Source organism: Pseudomonas sp. B2021 (genome assembly GCF_018135665.1).
GTDB classification, from domain to species: Bacteria; Pseudomonadota; Gammaproteobacteria; order Pseudomonadales; family Pseudomonadaceae; genus Aquipseudomonas; species Aquipseudomonas lactis.
Genome location: NZ_SMOF01000001.1, coordinates 837,853 through 864,746, shown reverse-complemented (window position 1 = coordinate 864,746; position 26,894 = coordinate 837,853). Strand labels below are relative to the sequence as shown.

Here is a 26,894-nt window from a genome sequence, read left to right as displayed (position 1 = left end):
CGGGCGCCGTCGGCAGGGTAGCCGGCACACTCGGCAGCGACCTCGGTGCCTGGGCCGTACGAGGGTTGGCCGGCGCCGGTTCCGCCCTCAACCTCGTGCTGCTGGCCTTCTGGCCACGGGATATCGGTGACTCAACGCTGTACACCCCGGAGCAGTTGGAAGGGATGCGTTTGGCCAGCACGCGAGTGCGTTTTCAGTTTCGCCAGGATGAGTCCGGTGAACTGCGTGCTTACGGCCTACATACCCAACCTGGCAGTGGCGCCGACCGCGTACCCGTTGCGCAAGCCCGGTGGAATGAGGATCACAGCGCGATGGTCGCGGTGCTGGATGGCATCAGCATCACATGGACGCCGAACCTCGGCCCGGTTGTCAGCGTGCCGAGCCCGTATCCCGGAACACCGGAACGCTTGGATAACATGTTTGTTCATCCGATTGCGGTGGGGCAAGATTCGGCGATCAGTCACTATCCAGGGCGGGATGCAGAAAACATCACCTGGCAGGATACGATCATTTCGTTTCCGGCTGATTCGGGTGTGGCGCCGTTGTATTTGGTGTTTGCCAAGCCGGCGGTCAGGCCGTTGGAAGTTGATATTTACGGTGCGTTCAGTGGACGACTGCGCAACGGGTTGCACGTGGATCACATACCCTCGCAGGCAGCGATAAGACGTCATCTCGAACGCTATGCAATAAGCTTTACAGAGAAGCAGCTCAAGGAAGCGTTAAATAATGCTGCGAGCATTGCTATTCCGTCTTACATCCATCAAAAGTTTAGTGAGACTTACGGTTGGCGAAACACGGAGAAAAAGCAGACGTTAGATGCCGACGATCTTCGTCAGGCGGCAGACAACAATTTTGATGCTATCAAGCCATACCTCCTGGATCACGGCTTCGCTGAGACTGATCTCGAGATGGCACGCACCCGAATGCATAAGGTCAACGAAAACCAGGGGTGGTACTAGGATGGAAGCAGTAAACATTGATCGCTTGGTAAAACGCTTGGGACGCACCTACGATGATTTTGTTGCCGAGGGCTTACTTCGTGCCGGGTCAATAAAGCCATTATTTGAAAACGGTCAAAACTCCCATTTCATTCATAAACCAGAGCCAGGCGTTGAGCTTTGGTTTTGGGCCGAAACCATGAGATTGGAGCGAATCGTTTTTTGCCTGATTTCACTGGCACAAGGCGAGCCCAAGTATTCCGGTGAACTGCCTGTACCCCTCACCCTCTCAATGAACCAAGACAGCATCCGAAAAACGCTTGGAATGCCACACGAGTCCAAAGGGCCAGTGAAATTACCGTTACCGATTGGAGCTACAGGTGGATGGGATTCCTATCGACTCAGCTTGGAAACCCACTCAAACGCAAGGATAGCCGTGCAATATTTATCCGATAAAACCGTATGTGGTTTAGCGTTCACTTTGGTTGATATGGGCCGCGATTGACCGCGTTGACCACCCTCTTACCAAGCGCACATCAATGAACGCGCAAACGATTGAGCGGGGGGCTGGGCAGGTGGGAGCTGGCTTGCCTGCGATGCAGGCGACTCGGTCTTCCAGTTGGAACGAGGTGATGCTATCGCAGGCAAGCCAGCTCCCACAGTGTTCAGCGTCGCCTGGTGCGCTGCGTCCCTTCTACAAAATTGGCAAGCGGCCGTTCTCGTCTATCCTCAAACCCACCACTGCGACACCAAACCACACCCGCCCTTTTTACTTATCCCCCTCGATCAGGCTAAATACCCGCCTGATCGTTTAACCCTACGGATTATCCGCCATGGCCCGTCAACGCTTTGCAATTGCCTGGATCGCCTGCCTTGCAGTGCTGTTCAATGCGTTTGCCATGCCGTTGGCCAGTGCGATGCAGCAGACCGATGACCCGATCAAGCGTCTGATGTGGGGCGGGTTCTGTTCGTCCAATGGCGCCAGCCTTAAGGCGATTGCCCTGGGCAAGCTGGAAATCCCGGCACCGCCGGACGATCACTCGGCTATGCAGCATTGCTGGTGTTGCTCGGGTTCGGCGCCGTTGGTGGCGTTGCCGGGGCATGTGCCGCAGTTATATGTGACACGCTTCGAGGCGGTGCAGAGCCTGCCGCCGCGCTTATTGCGCAATCCCACCCCGCGCCAGCAATGGCCAAGCCTTAACCCCCGCGCTTCTCCAACGGTCTGATTTTCTTCGCAAGTGAACTGCGTTTAGAACCGTTCTGGAGAACTGCCATGCTCAAATCTTCCCTGCTTCTGGCTGCGTTGCTGCTGCCGGTGTCCAGTGCTGCCAATGCCGAGGACTACAAGGTCGGCGACTTGGAGGTCAGCAATCCCTGGTCCCAGGAATTGCCGCCGAATGCGCCCACCGTCGCGGCGTACTTTGTGATTCATAACACTGGCAAGACGCCGGATCGCCTGCTCAGTGCCGAGACGCCCCTAGCGGAAAAAGCCGAGCTGCATGAGCATGTGATGCAAGGCGACTTGATGAAGATGCAACAGGTGCCCAACGTGGCCGTACCGGCCAAGGGTGAACTGACCTTCGCACCGATGGCCTATCACGTGATGTTGCTGGGCCTCAAGGACCGCAGCCTGCTGGCCGATGGCAAGCAATTCCCGCTGACCCTCATCTTCGAGAAAGCCGGCAAGGTCGAGGTGCAAGTGTCAGTGCAGAAAGTGCCACCGATGGCTGGCCACGAGCATATGCACGCTCAGTAAGCCAACCTCGATGGGCGCCCCTCGCGCCAGGTTGTCTCCCCACTACCGCGTGAAGCGCGGCAGTTGGATCAGCCTGTTCGCCATGCTGATGATCTTTATCGGTCCGCTGATTTCCCAGGCGATGCCGATGGATCATCACGCCGGTATGTCCATGGAAATGCCCATGGAGATGCCGAGCGACCACGGCGAACCCCATCACACCCAAGCCCCCGCCGAACACCACGCACTCTGGGCCAAGTGCGGCTATTGCGACCTGCTGTTCAGTTGCCCGGCCCTGCCCGGCAGCGTCTCCTACGTAACCCTCGGCACCCCGCCGCCCGCCAACGCCCTCACCCCCGCCACGCGCCTGGGCCATGCCCGGCAGAGCATCTTCCCCGGCGCCCGTAGCCGTGCGCCGCCCATCGCTTCGTAAGCCCTTCACCGCGTTACTTCACCCCGGCCGACTTTAGACAGACAGCCGTAGGCTGCTGGCCGTGTTGTTTACGATTGATTGATGGAATTTGTCATGTCCAGGTTTTCTGCTGACACCCGTTTGGGAAGTACTGCCCTGCTCACCGCGTTATGCGGCGCACTATTGGCTGCCCACGCTCACGCCGGCGAGCATGAGCTGAGCCCCACGGTCATCACCGCTATCGCCCCCAGCTCACCGCTGACCGTGGTCACCAACCCCAAAGACCCGCGCCAACCGGTGCCCGCCAGCGATGGCGGCGACTACCTCAAGACCATCCCCGGCTTCGCCCTGGTGCGCAACGGCGGCACCAATGGCGACCCGGTGCTGCGCGGCATGTTCGGCTCGCGCCTGAATATCCTCACCAACGGCGGCATGATGCTCGGCGCGTGCCCTGGGCGGATGGATGCCCCCACCTCGTACATCTCGCCGGAAACCTACGACAAGCTCACCGTAATCAAAGGCCCGCAAACCGTGCTATGGGGCCCAGGCGCGTCTGCCGGCACCATCCTGTTCGAGCGTGAGCCGGAGCAGTTCGGCGAGTTGGGCACGCGGGTCAACGCCAGCGTATTGGCCGGCTCCAACGGGCGTTTCGACAAGGTCATCGATGCCGCTGCTGGCGGCCCATTGGGCTACATGCGCGTTATCGGCAACCAGGCCCATGCCGACGATTACAAGGACGGCAACAACGACACCGTCGCCTCGCGCTATGACAAGTGGAACGGTGACGTAGCCGTGGGCTTCACGCCCGACGCCGACACCCTGCTGGAACTCACCGCCGGGCGTGGCGACGGCGAGGCGCGCTACGCCGGGCGTGGCATGGACGGCTCGCAGTTCCTGCGCGAAAGCCTGGGGCTGCGTTTCGAGAAATCCAATCTCGGCGAGGTGTTGGATAAGGTCGAAGCCCAGGTCTACTACAACTACGCCGACCATGTGATGGACAACTACAGCCTGCGCGTCCCTTCGGGCACCGGCATGATGGCGGGGCCCATGGCGTCTAACGTCGACCGCCGCACCCTTGGCGCACGCATCAAGGCGACCTGGCGCTGGGCGGATGTGCAATTGATCAGCGGCCTGGATGCGCAGACCAATGAACACCGTGCGCGCAGCAGTATGGGCATCGACACCTACAAGGATTTGCCGCGCAACAAGGACGCCAATTTCCACAACTACGGCGTGTTCGGCGAATTGACCTGGTACGCCGCCGACAACGATCGCCTGATCACCGGCGCACGCCTGGACCGCGCCTCGGCGAAGGATTTTCGTCAACGCACCGGCTCGGGAATGATGTCGCGCCCGAACCCGACTGCCGGCGACACCCGCGCCGATACATTGCCCTCGGGCTTTGTGCGTTATGAGCACGACCTGGCGGACACCCCCACCACGCTGTATGCCGGCCTGGGCCACGCGCAACGTTTCCCGGATTACTGGGAACTGTTTTCCCCCAACACCGGCGCGGGCGGCTCGGTGAATGCCTTCGACAGCGTGAAACCGGAGAAAACCACCCAGCTCGACTTCGGCGCCCAGTACAAGAGCGCCGACCTGGAAGCCTGGGCCTCGGGCTATGTCGGCCAGGTGCGCGACTTCATCCTGTTCGACTACAGGCCCGGCATGATGGGCACCACCTCCCAGGCGCGCAATGTGGACGCACGCATCATGGGCGGCGAAGTGGGCGCGGCGTACAAGCTGAGCCAACACTGGAAAGCCGACGCCAGCCTCGCCTATGCCTGGGGCAAGAACAGCAGCGACGGCAAGGCCCTGCCACAAATGCCACCACTGGACACGCGCCTGGGCCTGACTTACAGCGAAGACGACTGGAGCGCCGGCGCCTTGTGGCGGCTAGTTGCTGCACAAAACCGCATCGACTCGAACAAGGGCAACGTGGTTGGCAAGGACTACGACAAAAGTGGCGGCTTTGGCGTGTTCTCGTTGAATGCGGCATACCGCATCAACAAGAACTTCAAGGTCAGCACCGGGGTCGACAATTTGTTCGGCAAGGCTTATGCCGAGCACTTGAACCTGGCCGGTAACGCAGGCTTCGGTTACCCGGCGAACGACCCGCAGGCCATCAAGGAGCCGGGGCGTACGCTCTGGACCAAGGTGGACATGAGCTTCTAAAAGCATCGCAGGCAAGCCAGCTCCCACAGATGGATTACAGGCCCCTGTGGGAGCTGGCTTGCCTGCGATGACGATGTAACAGACCAAGAAAAATCAAAAGCCTTATGCGGAGCACCCGATGACCACGCAAAAGATCTCCTTCTACAACCTGGCCTGGCGCTGGCATTTCTACGCCGGCCTCTTCGTCGCCCCCTTCATGGTGCTGCTGGCCCTCACCGGCATCATCTACCTGTTCAAACCCCAGCTCGACCCGCTGATGTACGGCCACCTGCTCACCGTGCCCGCCGCCGAACATGCGCTGAGCGCCGACGAGCAACTGCAGCGCGCCCAGGCCGCCTACCCTCACGCCGCGATCAGTAAATACCTGCCCCCTGCCGACGCCACTCGCAGCGCGCAATTCGTGATGCGCAACGGTGCCCACGAAGTGACAGTGTTCATCGACCCGTATCGCGGCACCGTCCTCGGTGAGCAGGATGCAAAAAACAACCTGCAAGCCATCGCCCGTGCCCTGCACGGCGAGCTGATGATCGGCACCGTCGGCGACCGCCTGATTGAACTCGCCGCTGGCTGGGGCGTGATGCTGGTGGTGTCCGGCCTGTACCTATGGTGGCCGCGGGGCAAGTCCTCGGCCGGGGTGTTGTGGCCGCGCCTGGGTAGCCGTGGCCGCTTGTTCTGGCGCGACCTGCACGCTGTCGCCGGTTTCTGGGGCGCGGCGTTCCTGCTGGTGATGCTGCTCAGCGGTATGACCTGGACCGGTTTCTGGGGCAAGCAATACGCCGACCTGTGGAACACCTTCCCGGCAGCGATGTGGAACAACGTGCCGCAGTCCGACCAGCAGGCCCGTGTGCTCAACACGGCCACCCAGCAAACCGTGCCCTGGGCCTTGGAAAACACGCCGATGCCGATGTCAGGCGACCACGCCGAACACATGAATCACGGCGCAATGCACGCAGGCCCGGCCGCACCCACGGTGCGCCTGCAACAGGTGGTCGACCTGGCCAACGCGCGCAAGGTCGAGCCCGGCTACAGCATCACCTTCCCCACCACCGCCACCGGTGTGTTCACCGTCGCGGTGTTCGCCGACGACCCGCGCAACGACGCCACCCTGCACGTGGACCAGTACACTGGCAAGGTCCTGGCCGATGTGCGTTGGGATCATTACAACCTGGTCGCACGCGCCACCGAGACGGGTGTGATGCTGCACGAAGGCAAGATGTTCGGCTGGGTCAACCAACTGATCGTACTGGTGATCTGCCTGATGATTCTGCTCAGCGCGGTCAGCGGCGTGGTGATCTGGTGGAAGCGTCGGCCGCAGGGTGGGCTGGGTGTACCGCCGCTACGCCACGACCTGCCCAAATGGAAAACCGCGATGGCGATCATGCTCGGGCTGGCGATTATCTTCCCGTTGGTGGGGGCTTCCTTGATCGCCGTGTGGGCATTGGATCGCCTGGTGCTGTCGCGTGTTCTTGGCCACAGAGAGCCCACTTCAGGCTCCGCCTGACGCAGGCAGTGGTGTTCACAATTCATCCTTGGGGGGACGACTGATCGACAGTTTCAACTGAGCCCCCAGGACCCCACGCACGGTCCAGAAATCCCCGCTGCGCACCACGCGAAGCTGGCCGATTCGCGCGAGTGCGGAGATGAAGTGCGAAGGCGTCGGAGCCTGCGCGGTATAGCCTGTCCGGGCCGACCATTTGTCGGGCGTGGCAAGCAGGTTGTATTCCTCAGTGCTCCAGTGCGGGGCATAGGCGAGTAGTGCGCCATCCCGTGCAGACAGATAGAACGTGACGATCGGCAAGCCCTTTCGCTTCAACTCGTGAACGTAATACGCCAACTCGCGCCACGACACGAAGTGAGTACGAAAAGCGTTCTGCGCCACATCCGCCGGCTGATCAAGGCCTGCGTGGAACAGCAGATGGGCTGCCGTGATCCGGTATTTGCCCGGCAACCCGCGGCTATCAAACAAACCTTCAGCGTGCGAGGAAGGAAAACCGTCGTCCAGCATTGGCAATACGGGAAGATGGCTGCTGCCCATAGGGTCCGTCAACAGAGCACTCAGGTACTGCTGGTCCGTGTAGCCGCCGACATACGCCTGGGAGAACCACGCGGCATCATCGCGATGAGCGTGCAACGGTCCCAATCCCAGCTGGCGCTCACCCGCAGGAATGACCGCACGCGAGCGGCCCGGCTGCCAGTGGGCCCCGACTACCCCCGCCCCCAGCCAGCTTGCACTGGACTGCAACACCCGCAGATCCCCCGCCGCCGCGACACGTTGGATATAGTCTGTCGGGCTCAACAAGCGCAGGCGCAGATTGACCGCATCGCTGTATGAGATACCCCGCGTATCGCGCGCGACAAACTTGAGCAAGGCGCCGTCAGCACAAGAAAAATACATCGGCAGCACCGAACGAGCTGTCGTGGCTTGCACCTGATGAAACGCACCGAGCAGTTCGGTGGGCGAGAACAACCCTCGGTAGACATCATCTCCCGTGCGCACACCTCCCGCTGGGTAAAAATCTGCCTGTTCGGGCACACAGATATACATGCCCGCCAAGCCGTAGCGATACGGATAGCCCGCACTGCTGAACACCCGGCGGCGAGCCAGCTTCGAACCGCCGTCACTCACCGGCAACGTCGCCACGTAGCCACCGTTATCCATCGACTTGAGGACGTACCCGAACATCAATTGCGAGCGCTGCGCCATCTGCCCGTGGACATGCCGCACGGCATCGTCGGCCTGGATGAACATCGGGCTGTACGCGGGCTCATGGCGCGCCTGGGCATACTGGCCGTCACTTTTGGCGGGCGTCGCAAAAGCGCTCCACCCGGACACGACGCCCGGCTCCCCCCACATCGCACTGCCCTGCACCACACTCAGGGTAAAACTGCGGGCAATACGGTTGACGTACTCCGACGGCGCCAGTTCCCCTGCCCGTATCTGGCGTTCCAGTGGCGCGGTCAGCCAGTCATGACGGCTTTTGGGGTGGGTGACCAGTTGTTGCTCGGTAATTTGCGGGTACTTGCCCCGCGGCTCGGGCCATAGGCAGGTCAGCGAACCGTCAGGCCCCAGCAGGTAGTGATACAGGCGCTTCTCACCAGCCTCCAAGGCATGAGCCAGCAAGCGGGTGGAAAACGTATTGCTGTACACAGAGGCTTCGGCCGCCGTCAGCAAAAACGGCCATTGGGACGCGGGCCTCGAGTGATAGCTGGCTACCACCGTGGTACGTATGGGGTACTCCCCCCGCGTCACCAGCTCATCGGGGAAAATCCATTTGAGATCGAAGACTTCATCGGCAATCACCAAAGGCTCGGAGGCTACGAACCCGCCGTCATCGCGACGCAGGATAAGCCCGCCGTACGCCTGCAATTGCGTCACCGCAACACGCCGTCGCACGTAGCGGGCAGCGTCGTCCATCGACACAAAGACCGGGCTCAAGCGACGGCGTGACAGGTTCGCATACGGGTTCCATAACCTGCTGACCGCGCCAGTGCGGTCCCAACAAGGACTCTGCATCACCACACGCAGCTCGCCCGCCTCGGCGACCTTGCGAATAAACTTCAGCGGTTCAAGGGTGCCGCCCTTCAACTTGGCCTCGATCGTCTCCAGGCTGTCGCCCTCGCTTTGCGAGTCAAACAAGGACTTGGGCGATGACGAGCGATAGCACAGCAAAGCCCCCTGGGGTGTCGCGATATAGACCGCCGCGCCCAGAGCGGACCCGCGTGTGATCAAACGTGCCTGGGACACGGCGATGTCCAGGTGCGCAGGCAACATAAAGCAGCGCTCCAGCCAGGCCGTGGCACCATTGCCGGCCCATTGGTTGGTGTAATAAAGCGCCTCACACTCAAACCCCTCGGGCAGCTGATAAGTATCAGGGCCGGTACTCGCGTACAGGCTGGCAAGCGTCAGCATCGGTGATTGCAGGGTGATCGGCACACACTCGCTGGCCACGTAGTCATTGCGCGACGTGTGTTTAAGGATAAAACAGAAAAAATAGCGGTGTTGCTCCGGGTTGTAAGGTACTCGAGCGAGCGCATCCAAGGCCGCCGCGTCGGCGCTCTCAAACAGCGCGCCATGGCTCGGCTGCTCGGGACGCTGCCAGGCAATACTGCGCACGTACGGGCCCCAATCCAGTTCGATGGACCCACTCGGCCCCCACAACGCATTGCCGATCACCACCCGCAAGGTGCCGGCCTCGGCCAGTTTGCGCACCACATCGGCGGGTTTCATCGTGCCATTGGCCAGGTTCTTGGCTATCTGGCTGATACCGCTGATGGCTTCGGCTTGCCAATGCAACACCCACTCGGCTGTCGTGTGCCCTGGCTGGTAGGCGATCAGGCAGTCCTCGGCGCCGGACAGATAAGCGGTTACCCCGGCCTGCAAAATCGGGTGTACGTCCTGGTCACGGAACATCTGCCCGTTGAGCTCGGCATCCTGACGCGTCCACTTGAGCGTCAACGCCTCGGCGGGGTCGGCCAGTGACAGGGCGATGCGCGAGCCGTAAAGCCCCTGCAACCGGCACCCGGCGTGCAGAATGATCGGCGCGCCTTGCCGGTCCTTCGGGTACAGCCCCGCAAAGGCGAACGGCCAGGGCCCAGTCGCCACAGGCTCGGTCGCCACATAACGACCATCTGCGCGTTGCAGGATCGTCCCGCCATACTCGCGATCACGCCGTGCGCCGATGCGTTCGTGGGCATGACGGGCCGCATCATCGGCGCTGAGAAAGCCACGGCTCAAGCTGGGCAGGGCCACCAGGGAATAGGGTTTCCACTGTGCGTCGACCACGCCGGCACGGTCCCACAGGGCACTGGTTTTCTCGACGGTCAATTCCCCGGCTGCCGCCACCCGCAAGACGAACGCCCGGGTCAACAACGTACCGGCTTGCAAGGCCGCCTGCGTGCCGTTGTCACCCACTTCCCCCGTGCTCGAGCGGGTAAACAACGCAGTCTCCGCCGCCGAGCCTGAAAACCGATAGCGCAGGATCGCCTCGTCGCGCATGCGGATGTACAACGACACGCCCAGGGTAGATTGGGCCCCCAGCGCATACTGCCGAAATTGCGCGATATGCGTGGCCAGCTCCAACGGGCTGACAAAGTTCTTATACAGCCAGGTATCCAGGTCAGGGTATTGGCCGGGCAAGGGCCGGGAGTGAAAGTAGATACCCAGCAGGTGAAGCCCTGTCGGCAACAGGGGCAACTGATCGCTGACGGTACTGGTGAGTTCCGGCTGCGCCGCGACAAACAACTCTTGCAGATCATGCTTGAGCAACAGCACCCGCTGCCGGGCGGTGGGAGCGCGCTGAATGCGCGACCAGGCATACGACAACGCCTGCTCAGCGCTGGTAAACACTGGCCCGCAGGGCAATGGCATCGCTGGCGCACTGAAGGGCTGATAGGGTTGCCAGTCGGCGGGAACATCCCCTGTCGAACTGCCCCAGGCAGCGCTGGATTGCACAAAGGTCAACCGGCCCACCGCAGCCAGCTTTTTGTAGATGCCTTCCAGCGTGCCGTCATGGGCATGGGGCGAGGACCATGGCCCATTGGTGTCCAGCCAGTGCACAAACCCGGCCTCGGCGGCGGAGTTGCTGGGTGTGTAGCGCAACAGCGCGCCATCTGGCCCCGAGAGATAAGCCTGGGTAAAACGCGCACGGTCCTGGTGATTGAAGTAAATGTCCGGCGTGGAATAAAAACTCATGAACGCCTGCATCTGCTGCAGCGTCCACTTGGGGTAAGTACGTTTTACAAAGTCCAGAGAACTGGGGTGAGAGTGCAGGCTCGCCACAATCTGGTAGCCCTCGGGGTTCACGAACTCGCCGGCCGCATGTTCGCGGTCCAGCAACAGATTCCAGTCGAACGTGGTGGGCTTGCCCGCGCGCGGTTCGCTGGCAACGTACAGGTTATCGCTCAGGCGCCGCAGAATGACACTGGCGTACTCCACCTCACGCTGGCTACCGATTTGCTCGTGAATATAACGCGCGGCATCGTCAGTGCTGATAAAGGCGGGGCTGAGCTGCCCCAGTTTGGCGTGGCCGCGAGGCAGTGCCGCGCGTTTGTCACGCGCAGAAGAATCGTCCATGAAAGCACCTGGATAGTCGAAAGAAGTGACCATCGTGGGATACCCGCGCGCCAAGCTTGCGCTGCATATTGCTCCGGCGCCCTTTTTTGAGGCGCGTCACGCCTGCGTCCTCTCTTGCAGCGCCAGGCTGGTGCATAACCGCCGCTGCCTGGCCCTGAATCCCCGTTAAAACCGTTGCGGCAGGTCGCAGGCACAGCCTTTGCAAAGCGCTGTGTATCTGCCCCATAACAACTATTGGTTTACGGAGATCGCACCATGAAGCGTCGCAGCTTGATCAAGGCTTTCACTTTGTCGGCATCCATTGCTGCCATGGGTTTGACCTGGACCGTCCAGGCCGCCGAGACCATCAAGGTCGGCATCCTGCACTCGTTGTCCGGGACCATGGCGATCTCCGAAACCTCGCTTAAAGACATGGCGCTGATGACCATCGACGAGATCAACGCCAAAGGCGGGGTGAACGGCAAGATGCTCGAACCGGTGGTGGTGGACCCGGCGTCCAACTGGCCGCTGTTCGCCGAGAAAGGCCGGCAACTGCTGACCCAGGACAAGGTGGCCGTGGTGTTCGGCTGCTGGACCTCGGTGTCGCGTAAATCGGTGTTGCCGGTGTTTGAAGAACTCAACGGCTTGCTGTTCTACCCGGTGCAGTACGAAGGCGAAGAGATGTCGCCGAACGTGTTCTATACCGGTGCGGCGCCGAACCAGCAGGCGATCCCGGCGGTGGAATACCTGATGAGCGAAGAAGGCGGCAGCGCCAAGCGCTTCTTCCTGCTCGGCACCGACTACGTGTACCCGCGCACCACCAACAAGATCCTGCGCTCGTTCCTGCATTCCAAAGGCGTGGCGGATAAAGACATCGAAGAGGTGTACACCCCGTTCGGCCACGCCGATTACCAGACCATCGTCGCCAACATCAAGAAGTTCTCCGCCGGTGGCAAGACGGCTGTGGTCTCCACCGTCAATGGCGACTCCAATGTGCCCTTCTACAAAGAACTGGCCAACCAGGGCCTGAAAGCCACCGAGGTACCGGTGGTGGCGTTCTCGGTGGGTGAAGAAGAACTGCGTGGCATCGACACCAAACCGTTGGTGGGCAACCTCGCGGCGTGGAACTACTTCCAGTCGGTGGAGAACCCGGTGAACCAGAAGTTCGTGGCCGACTGGAAAGCCTATGCCAAGAAACACAACCTGCCGGGCGCCGACAAAGCCGTGACCAACGACCCAATGGAAGCCACCTATGTGGGCATCCATATGTGGGCGCAGGCGGCGGAAAAAGCCAAGTCCACCGATGTCGACAAAGTGCGTGAAGCCCTGGGCGGCCAGACCTTCGCCGCGCCGTCGGGCTTCACCCTGACCATGGACAAGACCAACCACCACCTGCACAAGCCGGTGATGATCGGTGAGATCCAGGCCGACGGGCAGTTCTCGGTGGTGTGGCAGACCGAAGCGCCGATTCGTGCACAGCCGTGGAGCCCTTACATTCCGGGCAATGACAAAAAGCCGGACTATGCCGTGAAGAGCAACTAACGCCCCCACAGTTCGAATGTGGAACATGGTCACTGTGGGAGCTGGCTCCCACACAGCCTGCTCCCACACTGTCCCCGCATGACCAGGACATTTTTATATGCCCACTGCCCTCCACCGCCTCATCCTCGCCCTGCTGCTGTTGCTGCCCTTGGGCGCACACGCCAGCGACGCCGAAGACTTCCTTGCCGCCAACCCGGTGCAGCAAGCCAAACTCCTGCAGGACTGGGCCGCCAACCCCGACCCTGCGCGTATTGAGTTGGTCGATGCCCTTGAGCAAGGCCAACTCACGCTCAACGGCGAAACCAAGACCGTGCGTCTGAACAACCGCCTGCGCGGCTTGATCAATAACGTGCAAGCCAGCCTGCAACTGCTCGCCGCCGACCCCAAGGTGCGCCTGGACGCAGCGCGCACCCTGCAAAAAAGCGCGGTGCCTGCACAACTGAAATTCCTCGACCAGCAGGTCGCCGCCGAGACGGATGAACAGGTGCACAGCGCCCTCAGCCTGGCCCTGGCCAACCTGCAACTGGTCGATCCCGACCCGGTGGTGCGCCTGGCGGCCGTGCGCTTGCTCGGCAGCACCGGCGACCCGCTGGCCCGCACGCGCCTTGAAGCGTTGCTGGCGCCAGGCGTGGAAGCCGATGCCGCCGTGCACACCGCCGCTGAAACCAGCCTGGCCCAGGTCAAACGCAAACTGATGATGGGTGAAATCCTCGGCCAGGCGTTCAGCGGCATGTCCCTGGGCTCGATTCTGCTGCTGGCGGCCCTGGGCCTGGCGATCACCTTCGGCCTGCTCGGCGTGATCAACATGGCCCACGGCGAGATGCTGATGCTCGGCGCCTACGCCACCTATGTGGTGCAGTTGATGATGCAGCGCTATGTGCCCCAGGCCATCGAGTTCTACCCATTGATCGCGTTGCCGGTGGCGTTCTTTGTCACTGCGGCCATCGGCATGGCGCTGGAGCGTACGGTGATTCGCCACCTGTATGGCCGCCCCCTGGAAACTCTGCTCGCCACCTGGGGCATCAGTCTGATGCTGATCCAGCTGGTGCGTCTGGTGTTCGGCGCGCAGAACGTCGAAGTGTCTAACCCGGCCTGGCTGTCCGGCGGCATCCAGGTGCTGCCCAACCTGGTGCTGCCGTACAACCGCATCGTCATCATTGCCTTCGCGCTGTTCGTGGTGGTGCTCACCTGGCTGCTGCTGAACAAGACGCGCCTGGGCCTGAACGTGCGCGCCGTCACCCAGAACCGCAACATGGCCGCCTGCTGCGGCGTGCCCACCGGGCGTGTGGACATGCTCGCCTTCGGCCTCGGTTCCGGTATCGCAGGTTTGGGCGGCGTGGCGCTGAGCCAGATCGGCAACGTCGGCCCGGACCTGGGCCAGAGTTACATCATCGACTCGTTCCTGGTGGTGGTGCTCGGCGGCGTGGGCCAGCTGGCCGGCAGTGTCATGGCCGCCTTTGGCCTGGGGATCGCCAACAAGATCCTCGAACCCCAGATCGGCGCCGTGCTCGGCAAGATCCTGATCCTCGCGCTGATCATTCTGTTTATCCAGAAACGCCCGCAAGGACTCTTCGCACTGAAAGGACGGGTGATCGACTGATGAACCAGCCATTGATGCTTACGGCCACGCAAAAGGCCGGCCCCAAAGTCACGATGGCGGTAGGTGCAGTCATCCTGCTCCTGCTGCTGGCGTTGCCCCTGTGTTCGCTATTGTCTGCGGACAACCCGCTGCATGTGTCGGCCTACACCTTGACCCTGGTGGGCAAGATTCTCTGCTACGCCATCGTCGCCCTGGCGCTGGACCTGGTGTGGGGTTACGCCGGGATGTTGTCCCTGGGCCACGGTTTGTTCTTCGCCTTGGGCGGCTACGCCATGGGCATGTACTTGATGCGCCAGGCGTCCGGGGATGAGTTGCCTGCGTTCATGACCTTCTTGTCCTGGACCGAATTGCCCTGGTACTGGGCCGGCACCGACCATTTCCTGTGGGCGTTGTGCCTGGTGGTACTGGCCCCCGGTGTGCTGGCCTTGGTGTTCGGTTTCTTCGCCTTCCGCTCGCGGATCAAGGGTGTGTATTTCTCGATCATGACCCAGGCCCTGACATTCGCCGGGATGCTGTTGTTCTTTCGCAACGAGACCGGGTTCGGCGGCAACAACGGCTTTACCAACTTCCGCAGCATCTTAGGTTTTGGCATCACTGAACCGGGCACGCGGGCGGTGTTGTTTATCGCCACGGTGCTGTTGCTGGTGGCCAGCCTCTACATCGGCTGGCGCCTGGCGAAGAGCAAGTTCGGGCGTGTGCTCACCGCCCTGCGCGATGCCGAGAACCGCCTGATGTTCTGCGGTTACGACCCGCGCGGTTTCAAGCTGTTCGTGTGGGTATTGAGCGCGGTGTTGTGCGGCCTTGCCGGCGCGCTGTATGTGCCGCAGGTGGGCATCATCAACCCCAGCGAAATGTCACCGACCAACTCCATCGAAGCCGCCGTGTGGGTAGCGCTGGGCGGGCGGGGCACCTTGATCGGGCCGCTGCTCGGCGCCGGTGTGGTCAATGGCATGAAGAGCTGGTTCACCGTGGCCTTCCCCGAGTACTGGCTGTTCTTCCTGGGGGCGCTGTTCATCATCGTCACCCTGTACCTGCCCAAGGGCGTTATCGGCCTGCTGAAGAAATGAGGAACGTCATGCTTGAACCTATTTTCGACGCAGGCAGCGGCCGCGATGCGATTGGCATCGGCCAGGTCGCGGGCAAAGGGCTCAACACCCGTCACGGCACCATTCTGACCCTGGAAGATATCAGCGTCAGCTTTGACGGTTTCAAGGCCCTCAACGACCTGAACCTGTACATCGGCGTCGGCGAGTTGCGCTGCATCATCGGCCCCAACGGTGCGGGCAAGACCACGCTGATGGACGTGATCACCGGCAAGACCCGGCCCAGCCACGGCAAGGCCTGGTTTGGCGAAACCCTGGACCTGACCCGCATGAGCGAAGTGCAGATCGCCCAGGCCGGCATCGGGCGCAAGTTCCAGAAGCCCACGGTGTTCGAAGCCTTGAGCGTGTTCGAAAACCTGGAGCTGGCGCAGAAGACCGACAAGTCGGTGTGGGCCAGCCTGCGAGCGCGCCTCAACGGTGAGCAGAAGGACCGCATCGAAGAAGTGCTCGACACCATTCGCCTCACCGCCTCGGTGCATCGCCCCGCCGGTTTGCTGTCCCACGGCCAGAAGCAGTTTCTGGAAATCGGCATGTTGCTGATGCAAGACCCGCAACTGTTGCTGCTCGATGAACCGGTAGCAGGCATGACCGACGCCGAGACCGAGTTCACCGCCGAACTGTTCAAGCGCCTGGCCGGCAAGCACTCGTTGATGGTGGTGGAACACGACATGGGGTTTGTCGGCTCAATTGCCGACCACGTGACCGTGTTGCACCAGGGCAGCGTGCTGGCCGAAGGGTCGCTGGAACAGGTGCAGGAAAACGAGCGGGTGATCGAGGTTTACCTCGGCCGCTAACGCTGACACGAACGGCTGATCGTTCCCACGCTCCGCGTGGGAATGCCACGCTGGACGCTCCGCGTCCCGCTGCGCAACGGTGACGCAGAGCGTCACGGTATGCATTCCCACGCAGAGCGTGGGAACGATCACATTGAGGAGGTTTTGAGAATGCTGCAAGTCGACAAGCTGCACCAGTATTACGGCGGTAGCCATATTCTGCGCGGGCTGTCCTTCGACGTGAAGATCGGCGAAGTCACCTGCCTGCTCGGGCGTAACGGCGTGGGCAAGACCACCCTGCTCAAGTGCCTGATGGGCCTGTTGCCGGCCAAGGAAGGTGCAGTGAACTGGGAAGGCAAGGCCATCACCGGCTTCAAGCCGCACCAGCGTGTGCATGCCGGCATCGCCTACGTGCCCCAGGGCCGGGAGATATTCGGGCGGCTGACCGTGGAAGAAAACCTGCTGATGGGCCTGTCGCGCTTCCCCGGTTCCGAAGCCAAGGAAGTGCCGGCCTTCATCTACGATCTGTTCCCGGTGTTGCTGCAAATGAAGCATCGGCGCGGCGGTGACTTGTCCGGCGGGCAGCAGCAACAGTTGGCGATTGGCCGCGCCCTGGCCAGCCGCCCGCGCTTGTTGATCCTCGATGAGCCCACCGAAGGCATCCAGCCGTCGGTGATCAAGGAAATCGGCGCGGTGATCAAGAAGCTCGCGGAGCGAGGCGATATGGCGATCCTGTTGGTGGAGCAGTTCTATGACTTTGCCGCTGAACTGGCTGACCAGTACCTGGTGATGTCCCGTGGGGAAATCGTGCAGCAGGGCCGTGGTGAAAATATGGAAAGCGAGGGTGTGCGTGGGCTGGTAACCATCTAATCTGTAGCCTCCTAACGATAAGCACACGCCATGAACCTGCCCGTTACCCCTGCCCTGTTCACGCCCAGCTGGCACGCCGCGCTGGAACTCGGCTATGCGCGTGTCAAAGACACCACGCGCCCGGTGCTGCGCCGCCACCTGGGCCCGCTACGGGTGCAAAAGCACCTGTACGCCGAAGGCCCCGAGGTGTGCCAGCACATCATCGTGCACCCACCCGGCGGGATTGCCGGTGGCGATCGCCTGGACATCAGCGCCCATGTCGGCACAGGAGCCTGGGCACAACTGACCAGCCCCGGCGCCGCCAAGTGGTACCGCGCCAGCGGCCCGGCGTTTCAACAACTGGAACTGACCGTGGAAGCCGGCGCGACCCTGGAATGGCTGCCCCAGGAAACCATCGTGTTCAGCGCCGCCCAGGCCGAACTCACCACGCGAATCGAGCTGCTGGGCGATGCGCGGTTGTTCTACTGGGATGTGGTCGCCCTGGGCCGCCCGGCCAGTGGCGAACGGTTCGACCTGGGCCACTTTCAATCGCACCTGGACATTCGCCGCGACGGCCAGTTGCTCTGGCACGAGCGCCAGCGCATTGTGGGCGCCGATGGGTTGTTGGATTCGCCTATCGGGCTGGATGGGCAGCCGGTGCTTGCCACGTTGCTGGTGACCGGCGAGATCGCTCCTGAACTGCTTGAGCAATGCCGCTCACTGCCCCACGCGGTGCGCGGGGATTTGACCCAATTGCCTGGCTTACTGGTGGCGCGTTGTTTGGCCAGTGAAGCGCTGCTGGCGCGGGGGTGGTTGATTGATTTATGGCGGCTATTGCGCCCCGCCATGCTTGGACGCGAAGCCGTATCACCACGAATCTGGAGCACATGAAGATCAAACTGTGGAACCTGCCCCCTGTGGGAGCTGGCTTGCCTGCGATGGCATCACCTCGGTACATCAGATACACCGAGTCGCCTGTATCGCAGGCAAGCCAGCTCCCACATAAATCAGCTTCACATGGGATCTTCTTTGCATTTAGGAATGAATTTTATGAAGGACCCTGAACCATGGACCTGACCCCACGGGAAAAAGACAAACTGCTGATCTTCACCGCAGGCCTGGTCGCCGAGCGGCGCCTGGCGCGCGGGGTGAAGCTCAACTACCCGGAGACCATCGCCTATATCTCCGCCGCCCTGATGGAAGGCGCCCGCGATGGCCGCACCGTGGCCGACCTGATGCACTACGGCACCACCCTGCTCAGCCGCGAACAAGTGATGGAAGGCATCCCGGAAATGATCCCGGATATCCAGGTGGAAGCTACATTCCCCGACGGCACCAAGCTGGTCACCGTCCACCAGCCCATTGCCTGAGGCGCGGCCATGATTCGTGATGCAACCGAACACGACCTGCCGGCGATTCGCGCCATCTACAACGATGCGGTGTTGAACACCACGGCGATCTGGAACGAGCAACCGGTGGACTTGGCTAACCGCCAGGCCTGGTTCAGTGCGCGCCAGGCCCAGGGCTATCCGATCCTGGTAGCCGTGGAAAATGACGAGGTCACCGGCTACGCCTCGTTCGGCGACTGGCGCCCCTTCGAAGGCTTTCGCTACAGCGTCGAGCACTCGGTATATGTGCGCAACGACCAGCGCGGCAAAGGCCTCGGTCCAGGGCTGATGGCGGCGTTAATCGAGCGCGCCCGCACCTGTGGCAAACATGTGATGGTCGCGGCCATCGAAAGCGGCAACCTGGCCTCGATCCGCCTGCACGAACGCCTGGGTTTTATCACCACCGGGCAAATGCCCCAGGTGGGTATCAAGTTTGGCCGCTGGCTCGACCTGACCTTTATGCAACTGACCTTGAACCCGGGCGCACAACCGCCCAAGGAGTGACATCGATGAGCGCTGCACAACTGCGTCGAGTCAATGCGGAAAGCTTTGCCCATTACCGCCGGGGCTTGATCGAGCTGTTGCTGGACGCGGTGCAGCATGGCGCTTCGGTGGGCTTCATGGCCGACTTCGATGAGGCCCAGGCCCGGGACTACCTGAGCAGCGTGCAAGCCGGTGTCGAGGACAGCAGCCTGCTGCTGTGGGTGGTGGTGCGCGACGAGCAGGTGATCGCCAGCGTGCAATTGGCGCTGTGCCAGAAAGCCAACGGCCTGAACCGCGCCGAGGTGCAGAAGTTGCTGGTGCACAGCAGCGCCCGTCGCCATGGCCTGGGCCAGCAATTGATGAATACCCTGGAACTCGCCGCGCGCCAGCACAAGCGTGGCCTGTTGTACCTGGACACCGAGGCCGGCTCCGGCGCCGAAGCCTTTTACCAGTCGCTGCGCTACACCAAGATCGGTGAGCTGCCCGACTATTGCCAAAGCCCGGACGGGCGCTACAGCCCGACCGCCATCTACTTCAAGACCCTGGGGCAACCTGCATGATTCCTGGTGAATATCAGATCCAGCCTGGCGAGATCGAACTGAATGTCGGCCGCCGCACCCTCACCCTCGGCGTAGCCAACAGCGGCGACCGGCCGATTCAGGTGGGCTCGCATTACCATTTTTTCGAGACCAATGACGCGCTGGAATTCGACCGAGCGGCCAGCCGTGGCATGCGCCTTAATATTCCGGCGGGCACGGCGGTGCGGTTTGAGCCGGGGCAGCGTCGGGAGGTGGAGTTGGTGGATTTGGGTGGTGGGCGGCGGGTATTTGGGTTTGCAGGGCGAGTCATGGGCGACCTTTAGGGCCTCATCGCAGGCAAGCCAGCTCCCACAGTTGAAATGCAACCCCCTGTGGGAGCTGGCTTGCCTGCGATAGCGATTTCACATTCAACACCTATTCTTCAGGGCACACACATGAAAATCACCCGCCAAGCCTACGCCGACATGTACGGCCCCACCGTCGGTGACAAGGTGCGCCTGGCCGACACCGAACTGTTCGTCGAAGTGGAACAGGACTTCACCGTCTACGGCGAAGAGGTCAAATTCGGCGGCGGCAAGGTGATCCGTGACGGCCAGGGCCAGAGCCAGTTGCTCGCCCATGAAGTGGTCGACACGCTGATCACCAACGCGCTGATCATCGACCACTGGGGCATCATCAAGGCTGACGTGGGCCTCAAGAACGGCCGCATCCACGCTATCGGCAAGGCTGGCAACCCGGACATCCAGCCCGGTGTGACCATGGCCATCGGCGCCAGCACCGAAGTGATCGCCGGGGAAGGCATGATCCTCACGGCGGGCGGCATCGACTCCCATGTGCACTTCATCTGCCCGCAGCAGATCGAAGAGGCTCTGACCAGCGGCGTCACCACCATGATCGGCGGCGGCACGGGGCCGGCTACCGGCACCAACGCCACCACCTGCACCTCCGGCCCGTGGCACCTTGCGCGGATGCTGCAGGCCAGCGATTCGTTCCCGATGAACATTGGCTTTACCGGCAAGGGCAACGCCAGTTTGCCCGAGCCGCTGATCGAGCAGGTCAAGGCCGGTGCGATCGGCTTGAAGCTGCACGAAGACTGGGGCACCACGCCGGCGAGCATCGACAACTGCCTGAGCGTCGCCGATGCCTACGACGTGCAGGTGGCGATCCACAGTGACACCCTCAATGAGTCGGGCTTTGTCGAAACCACCCTCGCCGCGCTCAAGGGCCGCACCATCCACACCTACCACACCGAAGGTGCCGGTGGCGGCCATGCACCGGACATCATCAAGGCCTGCGGTTTCCCCAATGTGCTGCCCAGCTCCACCAACCCGACGCGGCCGTTCACGCGTAACACCATCGACGAACACCTGGACATGTTGATGGTGTGTCACCATCTGGACCCGAGCATTGCCGAAGACGTGGCCTTCGCCGAAAGCCGCATCCGCCGCGAAACCATCGCCGCCGAAGACATCCTGCACGACCTCGGCGCGTTCTCGATGATCAGTTCCGACAGCCAGGCCATGGGCCGCGTCGGCGAGGTGATCACACGCACCTGGCAGACCGCCGACAAGATGAAAAAACAGCGTGGCCCGCTGCCCGGCGACGGCCCCGGCAACGACAATTTCCGCGCCAAGCGCTACATCGCCAAATACACCATCAACCCGGCGATCACCCACGGCATCAGTCATATCGTCGGCTCCATCGAAGTCGGCAAATGGGCCGACCTGGTGCTGTGGCGCCCGGCTTTTTTCGGCATCAAGCCCACGCTGATCCTCAAGGGCGGCGCCATTGCTTCGAGCCTGATGGGCGACGCCAACGCCTCGATCCCGACGCCGCAGCCGGTGCATTACCGCCCCATGTTCGCCAGCTTCGGCAGCTCCCTGCACGCCACCAGCCTGACGTTTATCAGCCAGGCCGCGCAGGCGGCCGGACTGCCCGAGGCCCTGGGCCTGAAGAAGCAGATCGCGGTGGTCAAGGGTTGCCGCGATGTGCAGAAAACCGACCTGATCCACAACGATTACCTGCCGGATATCGAGGTTGACCCGCAAACCTATCAGGTCAAGGCTGACGGTCAGTTGCTGTGGTGCGAACCGGCCGAGGTGTTGCCGATGGCCCAGCGGTACTTCCTGTTCTAGAGGATGGCGCTGATCGCTTGATCGGTCAGCGTCTGGTTCAAGGTGATCAGGTCGGCATTGATGCGGCCAAAGGTGTCATCGTAGTCTTGCTGGGACATCAACTGCCCCGGTTCACTTTCCGAAGCCGATCGGCCCAGGCGCCGGGCCGTCTGGCTGATGGTTTGACGCAGGGCCTGCCTCGCTCTCTCGGGGAGGTGGGCAGCGCCAGCCCATTGTTCCTGCGCGGCCTGATAGTCGATCAGTGCATCGAACTTTGCGGCAATCGGCGCGTAGTCAGCGGAATGAGCGCGCTGCAGAAAGTCGGTCCACATCGGTTGCTCCAGCAGGTTGCCACGCAGCAGTTCGCCTTGGTCCAGCAGTTGTACGCGGTTGAATGCCGTCTCGACCATGGGCGCCGTCACATAATCCTCGCGGAACATCATGCTCCGCGATTGCCAGGGCAGGTCCAGGCGGGTTGCCAGTGGCGTTGTGTACGCCAGGTAGATCTCGACTTCGTCGATATCGGCGATCACATTGCCGTGGGCATCGTAATGATCGACGCGTGCGCCTTGCGCGTCGTACTCCGGAAACTTGACGCCGTCGGCCTGCAGTTGGGACACGCGCTCATGGGCGATACGGCCCAACTCATCGAGCCGCCACTTGCCCCTGGCCAGGTTGAAGACAGCCTTGCGCACGGAGGCCACATCCTCGCTGAAGTACGCCGACCAATGCAGCACGGCAACGCCCATCGCATTGAACATCTGGGCTCCGGCGTCCACGCAGGCTGCGGGGTCCCTGGCCATCAGGAACAGTTGCTCGCGCAACTGGGCATCCTCGCCCATGGCCTCGAGCATGCGCCAGACCTTCGCTGTCAGCTCTGGCAACCACACACCGCTAGCGGCTGTCGCATCCCCCGAACGCCTGACGGCACGAAGAAGATTGAAAAAACCCTCGGAGCCAAACGACTCTTCCAACATGTCCCACAACACTTGCCTGGAGGGCCACTCCTGCGCCGAATAACCGGTTTTCCACTGCTGGCTGTCCAGCGCCCCTCTCTTGGGCAACTGGCGATCCGGATCGCGGCCAGCGGCCTCGATGTACCGCTTGAATTGAGCAAGCAGCTCAGGCGTCAGCTCTTCACGGGTGAGGAAGGTTTTCGCCACAATCAGTGCCTTATCCGAGCCCGGCGCGAACTCGGGAATCCGCGCTATTGGGTTCTGCCGCATATCCAGAATGAAATTTTCCGGCCTGGGCACACGGAACACACTGGCAGGCCACTCCTCCAGGCTTGTGTCATTAAGCAGCAAGGTCTGTAAGCGCGGCATGCGCCCGACATCGGGTGGCAAGCCGAGTGGGTTCATGTCCAAAAACAACTCCTTGAGATGCACCCGATCTTTCAAGCGCAGGACGTCTTCAGGCGTCAGGACAATATCGTTGCCGCCCAAATGCAAGCGCTGCAGATGCGGCATGTGTTCGATGGCGGACGGCAGGCGTGTCAGTTGAGCAGCCTCGATCCCCAATCGACGCAGCCCGCGAAAGTTCGCGAGCAATGGCTGCACGTCCGCATCCGCCAGCTCCGAGCCTGCGGTTCCGACAATGCCCAGGTAACTGACATGGTCGAAGTCTGCGGTCAGCGCGGGCAAGGTCCGTAACTGCTGCGCCAGGTCCTCTTCCAACCATTCGATTTTCTGCCCCAAGAGCCGCCCACTTCTGTCGTAGTGCCGTGGGCCAACCTTTCGCCAGGCGTCATCCAGCGCTGCATAAATCTTGCGCCTGGCCCTTAGCATCTTGCGATGCTGTTCACCAAACGCCTCCATGCCCTCGGGTTGTGTGCTCAGCCATTTATGCAAGGTGGATTGCAGGGTCTTGTGCTCTTGCTCCAGCGCGCGCAGCCAGCTCAGATCCAGCGCGCCGCGCTCGTTGATCATGGCGAGCATTTCGTCCCGGGTGATCTCCGGGTACAGGCTGCGAATCCGTTCCCGTGTGATCCTCTCCCAATCAGTGCCACCCCGCCCGCTCAATGGATAGCCGCGACGCTCACCCGGCAACACGCTCGGCGGTCGAAAAAACGCCAGTTTTTCCGGCGACATGCCCAAGGCTTTGCGCAACGGTACTCGGCCTATTGCATGCTGCTTGATCAACCCCTTCAATTGCTCACCCTGGCCGACGTGGGGCACGCCAATCGCGTTGCGATGGGCATCGGTCAACGCATGCTGCAAAGCACCATAGAAACCATTGAGCCCATGCAGGTGCTGGCCGCGCTCATCAAAGGCTTGGTAGCGCCCATCCTCCACGCGCACCAGCACCTTGCGATTGCTCGCCTCCAGAGGGCCAAAGCTGGCGCGCAGCGGGCCTTCAAGCCGGCCTTCGCGAACTTCCAGACGCAGATTGTCCGACCAGCCGGGAAGCGCCGCCAGTGTGTTGAGGGCCAGGGTTTCGGTGTCTGGGCCGGCCAACGCGTCGAGGTACAAGCCTTCATACGCGAGGGTCAGGCGCATTTGCTGCTGCGCCCGGCGCGCCTTTTCAGCGAGGCGCAGGGGAATGCGCTTGGCGCGGTTCATCGTGTCGCGCTCGCTCGGCGTCGCGTCCACCAGCACTTCGCGCGCCAAAATCGTCGGCACGCCACTGAAGTCGCGCTGGATCAGCATAATCGCGGTGTCGGAGGGTGGCTGCTGCTCGACGTAGATACTCTTCATCAACCGCTCGCGCACCTCGATGGCCCTTTGTTCGAGTTTCAATCTCAGGGCCTCGGTTCTCGCCTCGGGTGTGCGGGCGGTGTAACTGCCCACCAGAGCATCGCGCTGAGGTTCGCTGAGCGCTTCGATAATGCGTATGGGCAACTGGCCGCTCATCAAATCGGCGCGGTGGACCTGCACGGTGTCCGCCGCCGCGGCCTGCTGATTACCGTATTTGATCGACGGCCCGCTCAACTCGGTGCCGGCAAATGCCTCGATCGCCTTGCTCGCTGGCCATCCCGGCAACTCCACCGCCAGGGATGCGGCATAGCTGCACAGTGCGCTGCTGAGCGAGCCCTGGCGAATGCCCTCGGCGACGTTCACCGCATCGCGATACGCCCTGAACTGGCGCAGGGTGTCGAGCAGGATCGCCGGTACCGGCTCGCCTTCCACATGCACGCGGCGCAGCACGTCCTCACTCACAGCCGCCACGCTGCGCGCCTGCTCCAACTCGGCATCGCTGAAGCCCTCCGTCACCGGGCCCAATCGCCGCATCAACGTGGCGCCTTCCCAGGTGTGCGGGCGTTCCACTTCATGGTTCCACAGGCCAGCGCTGTTGCTCTTCAATATCGGTTGATAGGCCTCGGCGCGTGTGGGATGGAGGATACGGTATTGCTCGGTCAGCGGGTCTTGTTGCACGGCATAGCGTTTACCCTCCAATGGCAGCACGGTTTGGCCGTTGTGCCGGTGCAGGCCCTGCTCATCCGCTGCCACCGCTGGTAACGAAGAGGAGTGCTCGTAGGCCGATAGGTCGGGATTCCACAGCCGGGTCTTGCCACTGGGCAAGGTGACAGCCTTGAGCTGCTCGATGAACGGCGAGACGGTAAAATGAAACACCGCCGCCTGTGCGGCCAGCGTCGCCAGGTTTTCCACCACATCGGTAATGTGCGCCCAGCCCGCTTCACGGTCGCCTTCGCTCAGCTCGATGACACCTTCGATGACTTCGTAGAGCATTTGCCCGGCCATCGCCACGGCCATCACCACACCCAGCGGCGGCACCGCCATGGCCACCAGGTTCAGGCCGAACAGGCCGATACTCAGGTAATGCGCAGCGCGCAGTGAACGCGAGGCCTCATCGACATCGGCGGTGCTCACCGCACGATGCCGGGCGTTCTCGAACAGCCGCGTACGCAGGCTGCCCAGGCGATAGGTCCACAGGTCTGCAACTTGCCATAGGTCCGTCAGGGTGTGGGCGCGAATGTTGAATTCAGGGGCAGTGGCATGCACACGCACGTAGGGCTGGGGTTCGCCCAGTGCCGAAGGCGTGGCAAAGGACGGAGAAGTCAGCAAGCGCCCCCACTCCGATCGCAAGGCCTGTGCACCAAACGGCTGGGGAGGTGCGTCCAGCACCAGTTCGGTCAGTCGTTTGTAGTAGTAGGCGCGGTCTTTGTCGGCAACGAACCGGGCAAAAAAATGCTGGTTCGGCGTAGCCTTCCAGCCTTGGGAGCGGTCAGCTTGCTGGGTGGTTTTCGCGCTCAGGCGCTCGGTCAAATCATTGCGAAAGTCATTGAAGCTTTCATAACGCTTGATGGGATGGTCGGGGTCATCGGGAATATAGACGATGACCCAGCAGGTGTAGCCAGGCTTGGCGCAAGTGTCGATGACCAGGCAATCGTGCACATGCAGGTTCATCAGGCTCAGGCTGCGATACCCGATGGGCTTACCGTCGCTGAGAATATGTTTTTCCCCGGCCGCCACCCGCATCAGCAGCGCGTGGTCGCTGTCGCCAATGTCGCCTTTGAGCAACGCCAGGTACGCCGCCGCCTTGAAGGCGGCTTTCTGATGCCGGACGTAACGTTCGCGCAGTTCGGCTTGGGATTTGGCGTCGTCAGGTTTCAACTGTGCCTTGAGGTGAGCCTGGTACTGCTTGCCCAGGTCCAGGTCTCGGCACAGCTGGGTGAACGCATGAATCTTCAGGGTCGTGGTGTGGCGCTCGAAATGATCGCGCACGTCCGGTTGGGTAATGAAACCTGAGGCGCTGTTGAAATAGCCCTCTCGAGTCTCCCGTTGCTCAAAGTTGCCGAGGGCAGCGTGCAGCAGGGAGAACGTTTTGACCCTGAAGCCACCGGTTTTTACGCCAAAGGCATCTTCGACCGGTACATACAGGCGCAACCAGGTTTGATTGACGTCCAGCTCATGGCCGATAGCCTTTAGCTTGGCTTCCAGCAAGGGTTGGGCAAACGCTTGCTCCGAGCGTATGTGACTGAAGGTTTTCTCCAGCTCGTTGAGCGAATCGCAACGGGCATCCAGCAGCACTTTGAGCTGATCTTTACGGGCTTGGGAAGCGGCGTCATACCAGCGGGGAATGGCCGGCGGCGTATCTTTGAGGGCCTTGCGGCGGGAGGGCGAACTGTTGACCAGGCAAGTGGGAATCGCCTGTTTGATCAGCTCGTAATGTTGGCCCTGCTCACCGGGAAGCGGAGTGGCGGGGTCGGTGACCTGAAAGTCCGGCATAG

General features: G+C 61.8%; 20 protein-coding genes. 18 read left to right on the top strand and 2 right to left on the bottom strand.

Annotated features, from left to right (window positions below; genetic code table 11):
• From E1K68_RS03775 to E1K68_RS03745, 7 genes are all read left to right on the top strand, one after another.
• Positions 1 to 959: S-type pyocin domain-containing protein (locus E1K68_RS03775; protein WP_212613795.1), on the top strand; the 959-nt coding region annotated here is incomplete at its 5' end.
• Between the two features lies 1 nt (position 960).
• The gene (locus E1K68_RS03770) at positions 961 to 1,443 is read left to right on the top strand and encodes a DUF6392 family protein (RefSeq protein WP_082628734.1); all 483 of its coding nucleotides are present in this window, start codon (positions 961 to 963) and stop codon (positions 1,441 to 1,443) included.
• Between the two features lie 328 nt (positions 1,444 to 1,771).
• Positions 1,772 to 2,164: a DUF2946 domain-containing protein gene (locus E1K68_RS03765; protein ID WP_003188156.1), complete on the top strand. Its 393-nt coding sequence runs from the start codon at positions 1,772 to 1,774 to the stop codon at positions 2,162 to 2,164.
• A 47-nt stretch (positions 2,165 to 2,211) separates the two neighbouring features.
• A complete protein-coding gene (locus E1K68_RS03760; RefSeq protein WP_212613794.1) occupies positions 2,212 to 2,694 on the top strand; it encodes a copper chaperone PCu(A)C in 483 nt (160 codons plus the stop codon).
• Between the two features lie 10 nt (positions 2,695 to 2,704).
• Positions 2,705 to 3,106 (top strand): DUF2946 domain-containing protein, encoded by a 402-nt coding sequence (locus E1K68_RS03755; protein ID WP_032900381.1) that lies wholly within the window; start codon positions 2,705 to 2,707, stop codon positions 3,104 to 3,106.
• A 93-nt stretch (positions 3,107 to 3,199) separates the two neighbouring features.
• Positions 3,200 to 5,260: a TonB-dependent copper receptor gene (locus tag E1K68_RS03750; protein WP_192002231.1), complete on the top strand. Its 2,061-nt coding sequence runs from the start codon at positions 3,200 to 3,202 to the stop codon at positions 5,258 to 5,260.
• A gap of 118 nt (positions 5,261 to 5,378) precedes the next feature.
• A complete protein-coding gene (locus E1K68_RS03745; RefSeq protein WP_094774981.1) occupies positions 5,379 to 6,761 on the top strand; it encodes a PepSY domain-containing protein in 1,383 nt (460 codons plus the stop codon).
• A 15-nt stretch (positions 6,762 to 6,776) separates the two neighbouring features.
• On the opposite strand, the gene E1K68_RS03740 is transcribed toward E1K68_RS03745, so the two are convergent.
• Positions 6,777 to 11,333, bottom strand: coding sequence for a DUF4329 domain-containing protein (locus tag E1K68_RS03740; RefSeq protein WP_212613793.1), 4,557 nt, complete (start codon positions 11,331 to 11,333; stop codon positions 6,777 to 6,779).
• 255 nt (positions 11,334 to 11,588) lie between these two features.
• Here E1K68_RS03740 and urtA point away from each other — a divergent pair, with 255 nt between their 5' ends.
• The 11 genes from urtA to ureC all read left to right on the top strand — a co-directional run bounded on the left by urtA (position 11,589) and on the right by ureC (position 21,724).
• Positions 11,589 to 12,854 (top strand): urea ABC transporter substrate-binding protein, encoded by a 1,266-nt coding sequence (gene urtA / locus E1K68_RS03735; protein WP_003188149.1) that lies wholly within the window; start codon positions 11,589 to 11,591, stop codon positions 12,852 to 12,854.
• A 97-nt stretch (positions 12,855 to 12,951) separates the two neighbouring features.
• Positions 12,952 to 14,454 (top strand): urea ABC transporter permease subunit UrtB, encoded by a 1,503-nt coding sequence (gene urtB / locus E1K68_RS03730; protein ID WP_212613792.1) that lies wholly within the window; start codon positions 12,952 to 12,954, stop codon positions 14,452 to 14,454.
• Complete coding sequence (urtC, locus tag E1K68_RS03725) at positions 14,454 to 15,521, top strand: urea ABC transporter permease subunit UrtC (protein ID WP_034134780.1); 1,068 nt, start codon at positions 14,454 to 14,456, stop codon at positions 15,519 to 15,521. Before urtB ends, urtC begins: the two co-directional genes overlap by 1 nt.
• The gene (gene urtD / locus E1K68_RS03720; RefSeq protein ID WP_014716710.1) at positions 15,518 to 16,351 is read left to right on the top strand and encodes an urea ABC transporter ATP-binding protein UrtD; all 834 of its coding nucleotides are present in this window, start codon (positions 15,518 to 15,520) and stop codon (positions 16,349 to 16,351) included. The genes urtC and urtD overlap by 4 nt, the downstream gene beginning before the upstream one ends.
• A gap of 150 nt (positions 16,352 to 16,501) precedes the next feature.
• Positions 16,502 to 17,200, top strand: a complete 699-nt coding sequence (gene urtE / locus E1K68_RS03715; RefSeq protein WP_003188142.1) for an urea ABC transporter ATP-binding subunit UrtE — start codon at positions 16,502 to 16,504, stop codon at positions 17,198 to 17,200.
• 30 nt (positions 17,201 to 17,230) lie between these two features.
• Positions 17,231 to 18,070: an urease accessory protein UreD gene (locus tag E1K68_RS03710; protein ID WP_212613791.1), complete on the top strand. Its 840-nt coding sequence runs from the start codon at positions 17,231 to 17,233 to the stop codon at positions 18,068 to 18,070.
• Between the two features lie 176 nt (positions 18,071 to 18,246).
• A complete protein-coding gene (gene ureA, locus E1K68_RS03705; RefSeq protein WP_003171437.1) occupies positions 18,247 to 18,549 on the top strand; it encodes an urease subunit gamma in 303 nt (100 codons plus the stop codon).
• Positions 18,550 to 18,558: 9 nt separating this feature from the next.
• Entirely contained in the window at positions 18,559 to 19,071 is a 513-nt protein-coding gene (locus E1K68_RS03700; RefSeq protein ID WP_003188138.1) for a GNAT family N-acetyltransferase, read from the top strand.
• A 5-nt stretch (positions 19,072 to 19,076) separates the two neighbouring features.
• The gene (locus E1K68_RS03695; protein ID WP_003188137.1) at positions 19,077 to 19,610 is read left to right on the top strand and encodes a GNAT family N-acetyltransferase; all 534 of its coding nucleotides are present in this window, start codon (positions 19,077 to 19,079) and stop codon (positions 19,608 to 19,610) included.
• Positions 19,607 to 19,912, top strand: a complete 306-nt coding sequence (locus tag E1K68_RS03690) for an urease subunit beta (protein ID WP_003188134.1) — start codon at positions 19,607 to 19,609, stop codon at positions 19,910 to 19,912. Before E1K68_RS03695 ends, E1K68_RS03690 begins: the two co-directional genes overlap by 4 nt.
• Positions 19,913 to 20,023: 111 nt before the next feature.
• Positions 20,024 to 21,724 carry an urease subunit alpha gene (gene ureC / locus E1K68_RS03685; RefSeq protein ID WP_212613790.1) on the top strand — a complete coding sequence of 567 codons (1,701 nt, stop codon included), beginning with the start codon at positions 20,024 to 20,026 and terminating at the stop codon, positions 21,722 to 21,724.
• Here ureC and E1K68_RS03680 read toward each other — a convergent pair.
• Positions 21,721 to 26,892: a DUF6543 domain-containing protein gene (locus E1K68_RS03680; protein WP_212613789.1), complete on the bottom strand. Its 5,172-nt coding sequence runs from the start codon at positions 26,890 to 26,892 to the stop codon at positions 21,721 to 21,723. The two genes, ureC and E1K68_RS03680, sit on opposite strands and share 4 nt — an antisense overlap.
• Positions 26,893 to 26,894: the final 2 nt, after the last annotated feature.